The sequence below is a fragment of the Streptomyces polyasparticus genome (assembly GCF_014493765.1).
Classification (GTDB): Bacteria; Actinomycetota; Actinomycetes; order Streptomycetales; family Streptomycetaceae; genus Streptomyces; species Streptomyces polyasparticus.
The window spans coordinates 335,411-348,589 of the sequence record NZ_JACTVJ010000005.1; the positions used below are offsets into that span (position 1 = coordinate 335,411).

General features: G+C 70.5%; 16 protein-coding genes and 1 pseudogene. 11 read left to right on the top strand and 6 right to left on the bottom strand.

Going from position 1 to position 13,179, the window contains the following annotated elements; translation table 11 throughout:
• Positions 1 to 4: 4 nt before the first annotated feature.
• Positions 5 to 1,090: a Tn3 family transposase gene (locus H9Y04_RS46115; RefSeq protein ID WP_438818092.1), complete on the top strand. Its 1,086-nt coding sequence runs from the start codon at positions 5 to 7 to the stop codon at positions 1,088 to 1,090.
• Positions 1,091 to 1,140: 50 nt separating this feature from the next.
• Here H9Y04_RS46115 and H9Y04_RS09925 read toward each other — a convergent pair whose 3' ends face one another.
• The gene (locus H9Y04_RS09925; RefSeq protein ID WP_187813755.1) at positions 1,141 to 1,533 is read right to left on the bottom strand and encodes a DUF302 domain-containing protein; all 393 of its coding nucleotides are present in this window, start codon (positions 1,531 to 1,533) and stop codon (positions 1,141 to 1,143) included.
• Positions 1,534 to 1,712: 179 nt separating this feature from the next.
• Here H9Y04_RS09925 and H9Y04_RS09930 point away from each other — a divergent pair, with 179 nt between their 5' ends.
• From H9Y04_RS09930 to H9Y04_RS09945, 4 genes are all read left to right on the top strand, one after another.
• Positions 1,713 to 3,077: an MBL fold metallo-hydrolase gene (locus H9Y04_RS09930; RefSeq protein ID WP_187813365.1), complete on the top strand. Its 1,365-nt coding sequence runs from the start codon at positions 1,713 to 1,715 to the stop codon at positions 3,075 to 3,077.
• Positions 3,078 to 3,118: 41 nt separating this feature from the next.
• Complete coding sequence (locus H9Y04_RS09935) at positions 3,119 to 3,484, top strand: rhodanese-like domain-containing protein (RefSeq protein ID WP_187813366.1); 366 nt, start codon at positions 3,119 to 3,121, stop codon at positions 3,482 to 3,484.
• Positions 3,481 to 4,224, top strand: a complete 744-nt coding sequence (locus tag H9Y04_RS09940) for a sulfite exporter TauE/SafE family protein (protein WP_187813367.1) — start codon at positions 3,481 to 3,483, stop codon at positions 4,222 to 4,224. The genes H9Y04_RS09935 and H9Y04_RS09940 overlap by 4 nt, the downstream gene beginning before the upstream one ends.
• A gap of 137 nt (positions 4,225 to 4,361) precedes the next feature.
• Positions 4,362 to 4,937, top strand: coding sequence for a rhodanese-like domain-containing protein (locus H9Y04_RS09945; RefSeq protein WP_187813368.1), 576 nt, complete (start codon positions 4,362 to 4,364; stop codon positions 4,935 to 4,937).
• Positions 4,938 to 5,052: 115 nt separating this feature from the next.
• Here the strand turns inward: H9Y04_RS09945 and H9Y04_RS09950 are convergent, their stop codons facing one another.
• Positions 5,053 to 5,334: a metal-sensitive transcriptional regulator gene (locus H9Y04_RS09950; RefSeq protein ID WP_010358257.1), complete on the bottom strand. Its 282-nt coding sequence runs from the start codon at positions 5,332 to 5,334 to the stop codon at positions 5,053 to 5,055.
• Between the two features lie 325 nt (positions 5,335 to 5,659).
• Here H9Y04_RS09950 and H9Y04_RS09955 point away from each other — a divergent pair, with 325 nt between their 5' ends.
• The 6 genes and pseudogenes from H9Y04_RS09955 to H9Y04_RS09975 all read left to right on the top strand — a co-directional run bounded on the left by H9Y04_RS09955 (position 5,660) and on the right by H9Y04_RS09975 (position 9,321).
• A complete protein-coding gene (locus H9Y04_RS09955) occupies positions 5,660 to 6,547 on the top strand; it encodes a recombinase family protein (RefSeq protein ID WP_308800930.1) in 888 nt (295 codons plus the stop codon).
• 74 nt (positions 6,548 to 6,621) lie between these two features.
• Positions 6,622 to 6,933 (top strand): annotated as a pseudogene (locus H9Y04_RS46630) (Gfo/Idh/MocA family protein); the annotation flags it as partial.
• Positions 6,928 to 7,827 carry a Gfo/Idh/MocA family protein gene (locus H9Y04_RS09960; RefSeq protein WP_268980466.1) on the top strand — a complete coding sequence of 300 codons (900 nt, stop codon included), beginning with the start codon at positions 6,928 to 6,930 and terminating at the stop codon, positions 7,825 to 7,827. The pseudogene H9Y04_RS46630 and the gene H9Y04_RS09960, both read left to right, overlap by 6 nt.
• A 190-nt stretch (positions 7,828 to 8,017) precedes the next feature.
• A complete protein-coding gene (locus H9Y04_RS09965) occupies positions 8,018 to 8,410 on the top strand; it encodes a hypothetical protein (protein WP_187813369.1) in 393 nt (130 codons plus the stop codon).
• A gap of 12 nt (positions 8,411 to 8,422) precedes the next feature.
• Positions 8,423 to 8,911, top strand: a complete 489-nt coding sequence (locus H9Y04_RS09970) for a hypothetical protein (protein ID WP_187813370.1) — start codon at positions 8,423 to 8,425, stop codon at positions 8,909 to 8,911.
• A complete protein-coding gene (locus H9Y04_RS09975; RefSeq protein ID WP_236070703.1) occupies positions 8,908 to 9,321 on the top strand; it encodes a peptidase inhibitor family I36 protein in 414 nt (137 codons plus the stop codon). The genes H9Y04_RS09970 and H9Y04_RS09975 overlap by 4 nt, the downstream gene beginning before the upstream one ends.
• A 110-nt stretch (positions 9,322 to 9,431) precedes the next feature.
• Here H9Y04_RS09975 and H9Y04_RS09980 read toward each other — a convergent pair whose 3' ends face one another.
• The 4 genes from H9Y04_RS09980 to H9Y04_RS09995 are packed head-to-tail and all read right to left on the bottom strand — an operon-like array spanning position 9,432 to position 13,122.
• Positions 9,432 to 10,280 (bottom strand): alkaline phosphatase family protein, encoded by an 849-nt coding sequence (locus tag H9Y04_RS09980; RefSeq protein ID WP_187813371.1) that lies wholly within the window; start codon positions 10,278 to 10,280, stop codon positions 9,432 to 9,434.
• Between the two features lie 42 nt (positions 10,281 to 10,322).
• On the bottom strand, positions 10,323 to 11,309 hold the full coding sequence (locus H9Y04_RS09985) for a hydroxyacid dehydrogenase (RefSeq protein ID WP_187813757.1): 987 nt from the start codon (positions 11,307 to 11,309) through the stop codon (positions 10,323 to 10,325).
• A gap of 41 nt (positions 11,310 to 11,350) precedes the next feature.
• The gene (locus tag H9Y04_RS09990) at positions 11,351 to 12,277 is read right to left on the bottom strand and encodes a carbohydrate ABC transporter permease (RefSeq protein WP_187813372.1); all 927 of its coding nucleotides are present in this window, start codon (positions 12,275 to 12,277) and stop codon (positions 11,351 to 11,353) included.
• Positions 12,274 to 13,122 (bottom strand): carbohydrate ABC transporter permease, encoded by an 849-nt coding sequence (locus H9Y04_RS09995; RefSeq protein ID WP_187813758.1) that lies wholly within the window; start codon positions 13,120 to 13,122, stop codon positions 12,274 to 12,276. The genes H9Y04_RS09990 and H9Y04_RS09995 overlap by 4 nt, the downstream gene beginning before the upstream one ends.
• Between the last annotated feature and the right edge of the window lie 57 nt (positions 13,123 to 13,179).

A 13,179-nucleotide genomic window follows, 5' to 3' on the forward strand; every position in this document is an offset into this window, starting at 1 on the left:
AGCCGTGCGGCACGGTCCGCAAGGTGATCTATCCGGTGGCCGGGGAGTCGACGCTGAAGGCCCTGGCGGCGGAGGCTGCGGCGAACGAGGCCCGTTACCGGGCCCGGGTGCGTACGGTGCTGCGCTCGCGTTCACCGGCAAGCACGGCGAGAGCGAGGCCGTGCTGCGGCGGGTGCGGCACCTGTTCGTCAACCGGGTCAATCTGCGCGCGGCGCTGGTGCGGCTGGTCAACGCCACCTTCGCCGCCCGAGATGCGGCGTGGTGGGGCGAGGGCACAGCCTGCGCGAGCGACTCCAAGAAGTTCGGCTCCTGGTCCTCGAACTTCATGACCGAGTGGCACCAGCGGTACCGCGGGCCCTCCATCGTCGGGTTCGCCTTCGCCCACATGCTCGGCTTCAACCTGCTGCCCCGGCTGAAGAACGTCGGCTCGGCGCGGCTGTACCGGCCGTCGGCCGGGGAGGACGAGAAGTGGCCGCACCTGGCGCCGGTGCTGTCGACCAAGACGATCGACTGGGACCTGATCCGCCAGCAGTACGACCAGATCGTGAAGTGCACCACCGCCCTGCGCCTGGGCACCGCCGAGGCCGAGCAGGTCCTACGCCGCTTCACCCGCGGCGGCCCGAAGCACCCGACGTACCGGGCGGTCGAGGAACTGGGCCGGGCGGTCCGAACGGCGTTCATCTGCGACTACCTCGCGGACGCAGGCCTGCGCCGCGAGATCAACGACGCTCTCCAGGACGTGGAGAACTGGAACTCCGCCAACCACGACCTGTTCTACGGCAAGGACGGTGACCTGACCGGCTCCGACAAGGAGTCCCAGGAGGTCTCCATGCTCGCCCTGAACCTGTTCCAGGCCGCACTGGTGCACGTCAACACCCTGCTGCTCCAGGACATCCCGAGCGAGGAGAAGTGGCAGAAGCGGCTCGCGGACGCGGACCGGCGGGGCTTGTCACCGCTGTTCTGGACGCACGTGAACCCCTACGGCCGGTTCGAGCTGGACATGAACAGCCGCCTGCAGCTGGACCTGTCCGCCACGGCCGTGCCTGGTCCACGCAGTCCGCAGGGCCAGGCGGCACCGGCCGGGAGATGAGACTGCGGCACCGTGTGCCGGGGTCGGCCGGGTGCTGAACCGGGGAGGGGTCAGGTGACGGCCAGGGCGCTGAGTGCGGCGTCTAGTCGGGTGGTGGCTTCGTCGGCGACGGGCTTGAGGGTGTCGAGGCCGGTGAGGGTGACCATGGCGCCCGGGTCGAGGGCCTGGACGAGCGTGGTGTCGCCGTCGCGGTGGACGACGACGTTGCAGGGCAGGAGCAGGCCGATGCTGCGGTCGGCTTCCAGGGCCTGGTGGGCGAGTGGCGGGTTGCAGGCGCCGAGGATCAGGTAGTCCTCCATGTCGTGGCCGAGTTTGGCCTTGAGGGTGGCCTTGACGTCGATCTCGGTGAGGATGCCGAAGCCCTGATCGGCCAGGGCTTTGCGTACGGCGGTGACGGCGGTGTCGAAGCCGGCGTCGAGGCGGATGGTGCGGTCGTAGGGCACGGACACTCCCGGATAGTGCGGAACGGCTGATTCCTCCATACCCCACCGGGTACCCGAAGGGCGTCAGGCAATGCTTTGGGCGGGGTGCCTTCCGTCCACGGAATACCCCCCTGGGTATAGCTGTTAGGGTGAGCGTCAGATACCCCCCGGGGTACAGCATCCGAAAGGAGTCGTGAGTCGTGTTCTTCGTCGACACCCTGGAGTTCGAGGGCCTGGGCAACCGCAGCTACCTGGCTGGCGGACCCAGTGCCGCGGTGGTCATCGACCCGCCGCGTGACATCGACCAGGTCATCGCCGCGGCGGCCCGCCGCGGGGTGCGCATCGCTTTCGTGGCCGAGACCCATGTGCACAACGACTACGTCACCGGCGGCCTGGAGCTGGCCCGCGTCACCGGCGCCCAGTACCTGGTGCCGGCCGGGGCGCACGTGGCCTTCGCCCGCACCCCCGTCGCCGACGGCGACACGGTGACGGTGGACGAGGGCCTGGTGCTGCGCGCGATCGCCACCCCGGGGCACACCCCGCACCACACCTCCTACGTGCTGGAAGAGGACGGGCGGGGTGTGGCGGCGTTCACCGGCGGCTCGCTCCTGATCGGCTCCGTGGGCCGGCCGGACCTGGTCGAACCAAGGCTGACCGAGCAGCTGGCCCGCGCCCAGCACGCCTCCGCCCACCGCCTGGCCGACGAGCTGGACGACGAGGTGCCGGTGCTGCCCACCCACGGGTTCGGCAGCTTCTGTTCCTCCTCCCAGGCCGAGGGGGACGCGACCACGATCGGCAAGGAGCGCAAGACCAACGACGCGCTGACTTTGGACGTGGACACCTTCGTTCAGCGGATGCTTGCCGGACTGGAGGACGTGCCCGCCTACTACGCGCACATGGGCCCGGCCAACGCCGCGGGCCCCGCACCGGTCGACCTCACCCCGCCGAGGCGTGCGGACGCAGGCGAGATCGCCTCGCGGCTGGCCGCGGGTGAGTGGGTGGTGGACCTGCGCAGCCGCATGGCCTTCGCCGGGGGGCACGTGGCCGGATCGTTCAACTTCGAGGGCGAGGGCAAGCTCGCCACCTACCTGGCCTGGCTGATCCCGTGGGGCAAGCCCGTCACCCTGCTCGCCGACACCCCGGAGCTGATCGCCGAGGCGCAGCGGGAACTGGCGCGGGTGGGCATCGACCGCCCGGCCGCCGCCGCCACCGGCGACCCGGCCAGCTGGATCCGCGAGGGCGAGCAGCTCGCCTCCTTCCCGCGTGCCCGCTTCGCCGACCTCGCCGATGTCCGTGAGCGCGGCGACGAGGTGGTCGTCCTGGACGTGCGCCGGGACTCGGAGCGCGCGGGCGGCTACATCGACGGCTCGGTCCACATACCCATCCACGAGCTGCACGGCCGCATCGGCGAGGTGCCGGACGGGACGGTGTGGGTGCACTGCGCCGGCGGGATGCGCGCGGCGATCGCCGCCTCCCTGCTGGATGCCGCCGGCCGCGCCGTGGTCGCCGTCGATGACGGCTTCGACGCGGCGGCGGATGCCGGGCTGTCCCTGGCCTCCGGCTGAATGTCGGCCGTCCCCCCCCCTCGCAAGGAAGGAAGCGTGTGATGTTCCTCTTTCGCCGAAACGGGCCCCGTGTCACGGTCGACGAGGCACGCAGCCGTACCAGTGGTGATCAGCCCGACGCGGTCCTGCTGGATGTCCGTGAGAAGCCCGAATGGACCGCGGGCCACGCCCCCGGCGCCGTCCACCTACCGCTGACGAAACTGGTCGCCGGCGCCACCCTGCCCGCCGAGACGCAGGGCCGTCCGCTTGTGGTGATCTGCCGCAGCGGTCACCGCTCCCAGCAGGCCGCGACGCTCCTCGCCGAGCGCGGAGCCCAGGCGGTGGATGTTGAGGGCGGCATGAACGCGTGGGCCGCCGCCGGGCACCCGGTCGTCGACGAACGCGGAAACAGCGGCCAGATAGCGTGACCGTACTCGTTCTCGCCCTCATCGCCGGGGCCGTCATCGGTCTCGCCCTCGGAGCCCTCGGCGGCGGTGGCAGCGTCCTTGCCGTACCGGCACTGATCTACCTGCTCGGCTTCACTCCGGCCGCCGCCACCACCGCCGGCCTGATCATCGTCACCGCCACCTCCGCCACCGCCCTGTACGCCCACACCCGCGACGGGAACGTGGCATGGAAGACAGGGGCGCTGTTCGCCGCGGCGGGCATCGTCCCCGCCTTCCTCGCCGGCGCTGTCGCCGGGCGCCTGCCCGAAGCGGTGCTGACGGCGGCGTTCGCGGTCATCGCCGCGCTGGCGGCCCTGCGTATGCTGCGTCCGTCCGCGTCCGAGCCACCGGACCGGATCCGTCCCGGCAAGGCGGCCGGTGCGGGTGCCGGACTCGGCGCCGTGACGGGCTTTCTGGGAGTCGGTGGGGGATTCCTCGCCGTGCCCGCCCTGGTGAGCGTCCTGGGACTGGCCATGCGGCGGGCGGTGGGCACCAGCCTGCTCGTCATCACGGCGAACTCACTCGCCGCGCTCGCCGCTCGCACCGGCACCGGTGGCGGGCTCCACTGGGAGATCATCGGCCCCTTCACCGGAGCCGCGATCCTAGGCGCCTGGGACGGCAAACGCCTCGCGACGAAGATCCCCGGCACCACCCTTCAGAAGATCTTCGCCGGTGTCCTGCTGGCAGTGGCGGCCTTCATGCTCGTTGACGTGATCGTCTGAAAACGAGGGCCGCCACCGGCTCAGACCAGGGACCAGGCGCGCTTCCCCGGCCGGCCGCGCATCTCAGGACCGTTTTCAGTCCGGCTGCCGTCGGACCAAGCCCCAGCACACTGCGACACGCAAGGATGACATCCGCCATGACCACACCCACAACCCTCGCCACCGACGAGGCGCGCACCCGCCTGCACGAACTGACCGTCATCGACGTGCGTACCCCGGGCGAATACGCCGGCGGCCATCTCCCCGGCGCGCTCAACATCCCTCTCGACCAGGTCCAGCGCGCGCTGCCCGACATCCGTCACGCCACCGACCGCGGCGACGTCCTGGTCGTCTGCGCCTCGGGCGCCCGCTCCGAGAACGCCTGCAAGATCCTCGCGGAGAACGGCATCACCGCCGCCACCCTGTCGGGAGGCACCGGCGCCTGGGCGGCCGACGGCCAAGAGCTCCACCGCCCCCACGGCGCCTCCCGCGCCACCTGGGGCATGGAGCGGCAGGTAAGGCTCACCGCAGGAGCGATCGTGCTGCTCGGCCTGCTGCTCGGACTCGTCGTCCACCCCGCCTTCCAGCTCCTCTCCGCCGGCATCGCGGGCGGTCTGGTCTTCTCCGCCCTGACCAACACCTGCGGCATGGCCGCCATGCTCGCCAAGCTCCCCCACAACCGCCCCCGCGCCGCCGACCTCGACAACACGCTCGCCGCACTGCGTAACCGCTGAACCGCACCACAAAGGGGGAGGGACCCGGCTCCGGATCCCTCCCCTTTCGCATGCCAGGCCATGTGGCCAACCGCTCCTAACCGGGCCGGTTGATCCGACACCGCGGCACCACAGCTCAGGCCAGAGAAAGAAACAGCTTCTCCAGCCGAGTACGCATCTGCTCCCGGTCACCGGAAGCAGCCATGTCCGCATCGGTCAGGCAGTGCTGCAGCCCGGTGGCGATGATCGCGAAACCGGCCTTGTCCAGAGCTCTGGACGCCGCGGCGAGCTGGGTGACGACGTCCTCGCAGTCCCGCCCCTCCTCGATCATCTTGATCACACCGGCGATCTGGCCCTGCGCCCGGCGCAGCCGGTTGACCACCGTCTTCAGTTCCTCAGCCGCCATCGCCAGTTCCACAGCCCACACTCCTTCGAGATACCCCCTTGGGTATCGTACCGAAGGGGGTAACCCCAATTCGAGCAAAGGAAAATCCCCGTCGCCCCACCACCGCCCACAACGCCCGCCCGCACGCGCTGACCGTCATCGACGTGCACACCCCCGGCGAACACGTGTGCACAGCCGCGATACCGGAAGTGCCACGAGCGAGGTACACAGAGGAGTTCTCCGGTGCTCGTACAAACGGTCCTTTGCGCGAGCAAGATCAATCACGAGCCGCCGGACCCCCGCAGATACCGGATTCGTTCGCAGAACGTCCGAAGTGTGACGCCCAGCCCGGCTCGCCGTGCCGCTCGCGCGGCGGCGCGGTCGCCTCCGCCTACCACACCCGCCGCTTCACCATGGCGCCCCGGCTGAAGGAGGCGCTGCGGGTGCCGACCGCGGCCCGGGCAGGCCGTGGCGCCCTGGCACCCCGCCGCCGGCGCCGATCGACCCGGACCTGCCGAGCGCGGACCTCCGCATCGGCTACGCACGCTGCTCGACCCTCGGGCAGGAACTCGACTCCCAGCTCGACGCGCTCGCGGGGCACGGCATCCCCAGGGACACGATCTTCAGCGAGAAGATCAGCACCCGGGTCAGAGTCCGCCCGAAGTTCGAGAAGGCGCTGCGGGCGGCGCGGGAGGTCAAGGCGCACGCCCCGCACCGCCGGGTCATCTTCACCGTGTACGAGATGAAGCGGCTCGGCCGCGACGCCGCCGAGCTCACCGCGCTCGCCGACCACCTCACCGCCCACGGCCTGGTCCTGGAGATGCTCGCCGGGCCCCTGCCCGGCATCTACGAACCCGCCGGGCCCGGGAAGCTCCTCTTCGCGTTCTTCGCGGCGATGGCGGAGACCGAGCGGGAGAACATCCGGGAGTCGACGCTGGAGGGGCTCGACACCGCGGCCCGCAAGGGCAAGCACGGCGGCCGACCGCCGGTCATCACCGACGACATGCTGCACACCGTGCTGCGGCGCCGGGAGCCCGGCGAGTCCGTCGAGCAGATCCAGCCCGACCTGCTCATCCCCACCGGCAAGCGCAAGGGACAGAACCCCTCCGTCGCCAGCATCTACCGGGCACTCGCCGAGCACGAGAAACGGGCGGCGTACCCGGAAGCCGTCGAACAAGCCCGCGCCGACTTCGCCGCCCTCACCGGCAGCGAGGTTCCTGAACCTCGTACAGAAGCCAGGCCCTAACGGCACGCTGAGTTACTTGTCACTTCGCGGCAGCTTCGGGAGAACAGGGCCGAGACCGGGGAACGGGCCACGCCCGCTGGGCACTTGAGCACCCGGAGCGGGCGAGGGTCGTGGGCGTGGCCGAGCCGCGCACCGTGCGCCGCGAGCGGTTCGCGGCAGCGCACGGCATCGCGGACGGTGACGCCGTGGCCGACTGGCGGGAGCTCGCGAGCCGCCCGAGGTCGGCCGACGCGGTGCTGATCTGCACGACCGACCGGATGCATGTGGAGCCGGCCGAGGCCTTTGCCGCGCTCGGCTACCACATCATGCTGGAGAAGCCGATGGCCCTCGACGAGGAGTCCTGCCGCGGAATCGTCGAGGCCGTGGAGCGGGCCGGGGTGATGCTGGCCATCGGCCATGTGCTGCGCTACACGCCGTACACACGCCGACTCAAGGAGATCGTCGGCTCCGGCCGGCTCGGCGCGGTGATGAGCGTGCAGCATCTGGAGCCGGTGGGTTTCTGGCATCAGGCGCATTCGTTCGTGCGCGGCAACTGGCGGCGCACGGACGAGTCCACGTCGATGCTGATGGCGAAGTCCTGCCATGACCTCGACTGGCTGCAGTACGTCATCGGGCAGCCGCCGCTACGGGTGTCGAGCTTCGGCTCGCTCACCCACTTCACCGCGGAGAACCGTCCGCCGGACGCTGCCGACCGCTGTGTCGGCTGCGCGGTCGAGCCCGCCTGCCCGTACTCCGCGGTGCGGCTCTACGGCGGGATGCTGGAGCGCGGCGAGCACACCTGGCCACTGGGTGTGGTGGTCGACGACTTCACGCCCGATGCGCTGCGACTCGCCCTCACCGAGGGCCCGTACGGGCGCTGCGTGTACGCGTGCGACAACGACGTGGTCGATCACCAGGTCGTCTCGCTCGAGTACGAGGGCGGGGTCACGGCGGTGTTCACCATGACCGCCTTCGCTCAGGGCGGTCACCGCAGCACGCGGATCTTCGGCACGCACGGCGAGCTGATCGGCGACGGGCGGACCCTGACCGTCAGGGAGTTCGCCTCCGGCCGCGAGGAAGTGATCGACACCGCGGCGGCGGGTGACATGAGCGCCGCCGGCGGTCACGGCGGCGGGGACGCGGGCCTGATGGACGCGTTCGTCGCTGCGGTGGCGAGCGGGGATCAGTCGCTCATCCGCTCCGGACCGCGCGACTCGCTCGCCAGCCATCTCACGGTGCTCGCGGCCGAACGCGCCCGGCTCGCGGGAACGGTGGAGCGGGTGCCCCGCCCCGTACGGTGAACCACCGCGGTCCGGCCGTGCGCCGCGGCGTACGCCGGACCGCCTTTTCGCGCGCGTACGGGAGTAGAGTGCCGGCCGGGACGGCTGCGGTGTGACTGTTCACCGGCGCGGGTGAGACGGCGCTTGGACATGGTGTGAGCTGGGGAGTTGACGCTCTGCCCAGCTTCGACCAGTTGTCCAGGGGGAACCCGTGCGACTCCGTACCGTCGCGGTCACCACCGCACTCGCCGCGCTCGCGCTCGGCCCGGCCGTGCACACTCCGGCCCAGGCCGGCCAGCAGCCCGCCCTCATCAGAGGCGAGGTCTGCTTCTGGCCCGAGCCGAACATGATGGGCCCGGGCGGCGGCTGGTGCTACTCCGGCACCGGCTACACCGATGTGCCCGACCGTATCCACGACCACGCCGGCTCCTTCGAGTCGAGAAGCGACGACAGCGTCTTCGCCATCGACCATCCCCGCTGGGGCGGCTGTGTGGCCCGCGAGATCCGCGGGCGCGACTACAACATGAACTGGACGGCGAACAACGACTTCGGCAACAAGATCGACGGCGTCTCGCACGAGCGCGGCAACTGTCAGGCGGGCTGACGGGACACCGGGATGACCGCACTCCGCACCGCCGCCGTGGTTCTCCTCGCCGCCGTCGGCCTGCTCACCGGCTGCGGCGCCCCTCCCCAAGCCACCCCGCTGAGCCCCGACGACACCGTACGGGCCGCTCAACTCGTCCTGACCGACCGGTGCCTGCTCCGCAAGGGCCTGACGCCGCCCCGGCCCGACGCAAGCGCGCCGCCCGCGGCCGAACGGCGCCGCGTCGTACGGGCGCTGTTCGGCGCGGGCCGCACCGAACTGCGCGTCGAGCTGCCCAATGGCTATGTCGTGCGGCGGCACACCGACGGCTGTCTGGCCGCCGCGCAGCAGCGTCTTTACGGCGACCAGCCGCGGTGGTTCAAGGTCTCGACGACCGTCGACAACCTCAAGTCCAAGGCCCCTCGAAGCGATCGCGACGCCTATGAGGCGCTGCGTTCCCTGGCCGTGCAGAACGCCCGGGCCGTCCTCAACTCCGCACTCAGAGAGAAGAGTTCACGATGAAGCAGCTGTCCATGAAGCGCTCCGCCGTCCAGCACACCGTCACTCTGGTCACCGCCGTGCTGCTCGCCGCGGGCAGCGCGCTCGGCACCGCGCCGACCGCCTCGGCCGCGGACTGTCCGAGCGGCGACTTCTGCGCGTGGACGGCCGCCGATTTCGGCGGTCAGCGCGCCAACTGGTCCGGCGACGACGACTGGTGGGAGGGCAATATCGCGGACCAGGACTCGTCCTGGGCGAACCACGGCCTGTCGGGCCCGGGCGTCAAGGACCATGTCCAGGTCTATCAGAACGCCAACAGCGGCCCGCTCGATCCCGGAGACATGACGATCTGTCTCCGCCCGGGCGACGAGGTGGGCTACAACGCGGTCGCCAACGACCGTGGGGATTCCCACACTTGGGCGATGAGCTGCTGACCGGTACCCACGCCTGGGCCACCAGCAGCTGACCCGCCCCTGATACCGCTGATTCCGGCCCTGCGCCCCCGCCCCTGAGGGCCGGAATCAGCACCCACCCCCGCAAGGGGTCAACTCTTCGACCAGGCCCGCCCGTCCACCGTGGCATGCGAGTCGATGCGGCGGCCCAGCGAGGCGAACACCTGCGCCGCGACATCCTCGTGCCGCAGCTCCCGCTCCGGCGGGCCGGCCGCGATCCCGGGTCCGCAGCCGGCGATCCACGCCGTGGTCTCCCGCTCGGAACGGCCGCCGTGGCCGCCCTCGGGCCGGTGCCCGTGATCGGTGACGACGATGACCGTCCACTCCTCCTCGGTGTACGTGGGGCGGGCGCGCAGCGCCGACAGGAGCCGGCCGAGGCGTGCGTCGGCCCGCACGACCGCCTCCTCGTACGCCTGCGCGCAACCGAGCAGATGCCCGGTCTCGTCGACGGCGCCGAGGTAGACGAAGGACGCCTCGGGGTCGTCCTCGGTGAGCACCCGTACGGCTTCGCAGGTGATGGTCTCGTCGGTGGCGTCCCAGGCCTCGGCGGTGTCGGCTGCCGCGGCCACGTACGTCATACGCCCCGGGGTGCGGAACAGCGGACCGCCGTGCGCGACGGTGAGCAGCGGCTGCCAGCCGGCCGCGACATAGCTGAGCGCACCGTGCTCCGCGGTCAGGCGGCTGGCGAAGTCGGGGAAGATGTGCAGCCGGTTGCCGGAGAAGTCATTGCCCCACACGGCGTGCTTGTCGATCCGTACGCCCGTCACGACGGTGGCCCAGCAGGGGCCCGACATGCTGGGCGTGCCCGGGTCGATGGCCACCGGCGCGAGGAAGCCGGCCTCGGACACCGAGTCGAGATGCGGGGTGGGCACCGCGGCCAGGGTGTCGAGCGTGACGCCGTCGATGCCGACGACCAGGACGCGGCGGCGGGGTGCGGACATGCGGGGTCCCTTCGGTACGGGAGAAAGGGGAGCGTGCTCCGCTCAGGCCGAGTGGGCGAGCGTGGCCGGGTCGACGCGGTGCCGGAACGGCAGCCCTGCCGCGTAGAGCTGGATCTCGTCGATCGCGGCATCCGCGAGCCGGTGCAGTTCGCCGCCGATGGAGCCGGCGAGATGCGGGGTGAGCAGCACGTTCGGCAGCTCGTACAGCGGCGATTCGGCGGGCAGCACCTCGGGCTCCGTGTGGTCGAGCACGGCGTGCAGCCGTCCCGACCTGGCCTCCTTGGTGAGCGCCTCGGTGTCGACGAGCGAACCGCGCGCGGTGTTGATCAGGGTCGCGCCGTCGGGCATCAGGGCGAGCCGCGCCGCGTCGAACAGGCCCCGGGTGGCGGGGATTTCGGGTGCGTGCAGGGACACGATGTCGCTGCGGATCGCGAGCGCGTCGAGCTCGCTGAGCTCCACGCCGAGGGTGCGTGCCTCGTCCTCGCCGAGATACGGGTCGTACATCAGGACCTGCAGGTCGAACGGTTTCAGGAGCTCGGCGACCCGGCGGCCGATCCGGGACGCCCCCACGAGGCCGACCGTGCGGCGGTAGTTGCCGACGTCGGGGAAGAGGGAGAGCAGCGAGACGCGGCGGCGCGTGGTGCGGTAGGCGTGGGCGCCGTCCAGGACGCGCTTGTTGGCGAAGAGGATGGCGGCGAGGGTGTACTCGGCGACCGGCAGCGCGTTGGCGGCGGCGGCCGTGGTGACCTCGATGCCGCGCTGCCAGCAGGCCTCGGTGATGTGGTGCTTGACGGTGCCGGCCGCGTGCACGACCGCTTTGAGGTGCGGCATCCGGTGCAGTGCCGCGTCGTCGACGGGCGGGCAGCCCCAGCCGGTGAGCAGGACCTCGGCTTCGTACAGATGCTGCCGCAGGTCCTTGTCGCCCCGGCTGAAATCCGTGACGACGAGGGACGGATCGACCTCGGCGATCTCCTCGAGCCGGCTGAGCGCGTCCCGTCCGAACACCGCGTCCTTGGTCTCCGGGCTCATCGCGAGGACCGTGCGGGGCCGCACCGTGGTGAGGGCTGTGGTCACTTGACGGCTCCCGCGGTCAGTCCGGAGCGCCAGAAGCGCTGGAGTCCGAGGAAGGCGAGGATCAGCGGGATGACGGCGACGAGCGAGCCGACGATCATCAGCTGGTAGAGCTCGGGCTGCTGCATGACGCTGGTCTGCCAGGCGAAGATGCCGAGGTTGACCGGGTAGAGCTCCTCGTCGTTCAGCATCATCAGGGCGCTGTAGAAGTTGTTCCACGACGAGGTGAAGGTGAACAGGAAGATCGTCATGAAGCCGGGCGCGAGCATCGGCAGCGCGACCTTGGTGAAGATCTTGAGCTCACCGGCGCCGTCCATCCGGGCCGCTTCCAGGACCTCGTTCGGCACGTATCCCTCGGAGAACACCCGGGCGAGGTAGACGCCGAAGGGGCTGGCGAGGGACGGGATGAGCACCGCCCAGTAGGTGTTGACGACGCCGACCTTGGAGGCCAGGAGATACAGCGGCATCGCGGTCACGGTCGACGGCACGAGCACCCCGACGAGGACGAAGCCGAACAGCTTCTCCTTGCCCGGGAACCGGTACTTGTCCAGGGCGTATCCGCAGGCCACGGATATCAGGGTGCACAGCAGCGAGCCGATCACGGAGTAGAGCACGCTGTTGGCGAGCCAGCGGGTGTAGATGCCGTCGTCGTGCGTGAACAGCTGCTGCAGATTGCTGAAGAGATTGAAGTCGCCGAGCTCGAAGGGGTTGGTGCGGAACAGGTCGCGGTGGTTCTTCGTCGACGCGATGACCAGCCAGGTCAGCGGCATCAGCGTGTACGCGGCGAAGACGACGAGCAGTCCGTTGACGACGGCCTTCGAGGTCCATTGGCGCGGGGCCCGGGCGGGCCGCGCTGCGCCGGCCGGCTTCCTGGCCACGGGCGGTGCGGCGGACTCGGCCGGGGCGGGTGCGGTCTGGGTGCTCATGATTCCTTCCACCTGTTGCCGAGCTTGGTGACGCCGAAGGAGAGCAGGCCCGCGACGAGGGCGAGCAGCAGGGACGAGGCTGCGGCCACTCCGTAGTCGTGCCGCTGGAAGGCGGTCGCGTAGATGAACATCGTCGGGGACCACTCCGCGCCCAGGGAGTTGGCGTACTTCACGAGCAGCTGCGGGGCGTCGAAGAGCTGGATGGCGCCGACGATGGTGAAGAGCAGGGTCAGGACGACCGTGGAGCGGATCATCGGGACCTTGATCTGCAGCGCGGTGCGCAGGGCGCCGGCGCCGTCGACGCGGGCGGCCTCGATGGTCTCGCCGGGGATGGCCTGCAGTCCCGCGTAGAAAATGATCATGTTGTAGCCGATCCACTGCCAGGCCGAGATGTTGATGATCGACCAGATCGCCTCGTCCTCACCGAAGAAGTTCCAGCTGGCGCCGAGACCTTCGATCAGGTCGTGGACCGGGCTGAGTCCGGGGGTGTAGAGGAAGATCCAGACGACCGAGGCGACCAGGCCGGGCACGGCGTGCGGCATGTAGAACGCGATCTGGAAGAAGCGCTTGGCCCGGGCGAGCGCGGAGTCGACGAGGAGCGCGAGGCCCAGCGAGGTCCCGATCATGATCGGGATGTAGAGGGCGCAGTAGAGCGCGATATGGCCGAAGGAGGCCAGGAACAGATCGTCCGTGAGGGCCCTCGTGAAGTTCTCGACTCCGGTGAACACCCGCTCGGTGCCGCCGAATCCGAGACCCGAGGTCTCCTCGCGGAAGAGGCTCATCCAGCCCGCGTAGACGATCGGGGCGATCGTCACCGCGAGGAAGAGGAGGAAGAACGGGAGCATGAACAGGGCCGCGGCGCCGTGCTGTCGGCGGCGTGCGGTCCGCGGCGCCGCCTGGGA

Bases quoted from the DNA above. Each gene is read 5' to 3' on its own strand.
- H9Y04_RS09935 (WP_187813366.1), top strand. From the start codon at position 3,119: ATGTTCCTCTTTCGCCGAAACGGGCCCCGTGTCACGGTCGACGAGGCA.
- H9Y04_RS09990 (WP_187813372.1), bottom strand. From the start codon at position 12,277: ATGAGCACCCAGACCGCACCCGCCCCGGCCGAGTCCGCCGCACCGCCC.
- H9Y04_RS09980 (WP_187813371.1), bottom strand. From the start codon at position 10,280: ATGTCCGCACCCCGCCGCCGCGTCCTGGTCGTCGGCATCGACGGCGTC.
- H9Y04_RS09985 (WP_187813757.1), bottom strand. From the start codon at position 11,309: ATGAGCCCGGAGACCAAGGACGCGGTGTTCGGACGGGACGCGCTCAGC.
- H9Y04_RS09975 (WP_236070703.1), top strand. From the start codon at position 8,908: ATGAAGCAGCTGTCCATGAAGCGCTCCGCCGTCCAGCACACCGTCACT.
- H9Y04_RS09995 (WP_187813758.1), bottom strand. From the start codon at position 13,122: ATGCTCCCGTTCTTCCTCCTCTTCCTCGCGGTGACGATCGCCCCGATC.
- H9Y04_RS09960 (WP_268980466.1), top strand. From the start codon at position 6,928: ATGCTGGCCATCGGCCATGTGCTGCGCTACACGCCGTACACACGCCGA.
- H9Y04_RS09945 (WP_187813368.1), top strand. From the start codon at position 4,362: ATGACCACACCCACAACCCTCGCCACCGACGAGGCGCGCACCCGCCTG.
- H9Y04_RS09970 (WP_187813370.1), top strand. From the start codon at position 8,423: ATGACCGCACTCCGCACCGCCGCCGTGGTTCTCCTCGCCGCCGTCGGC.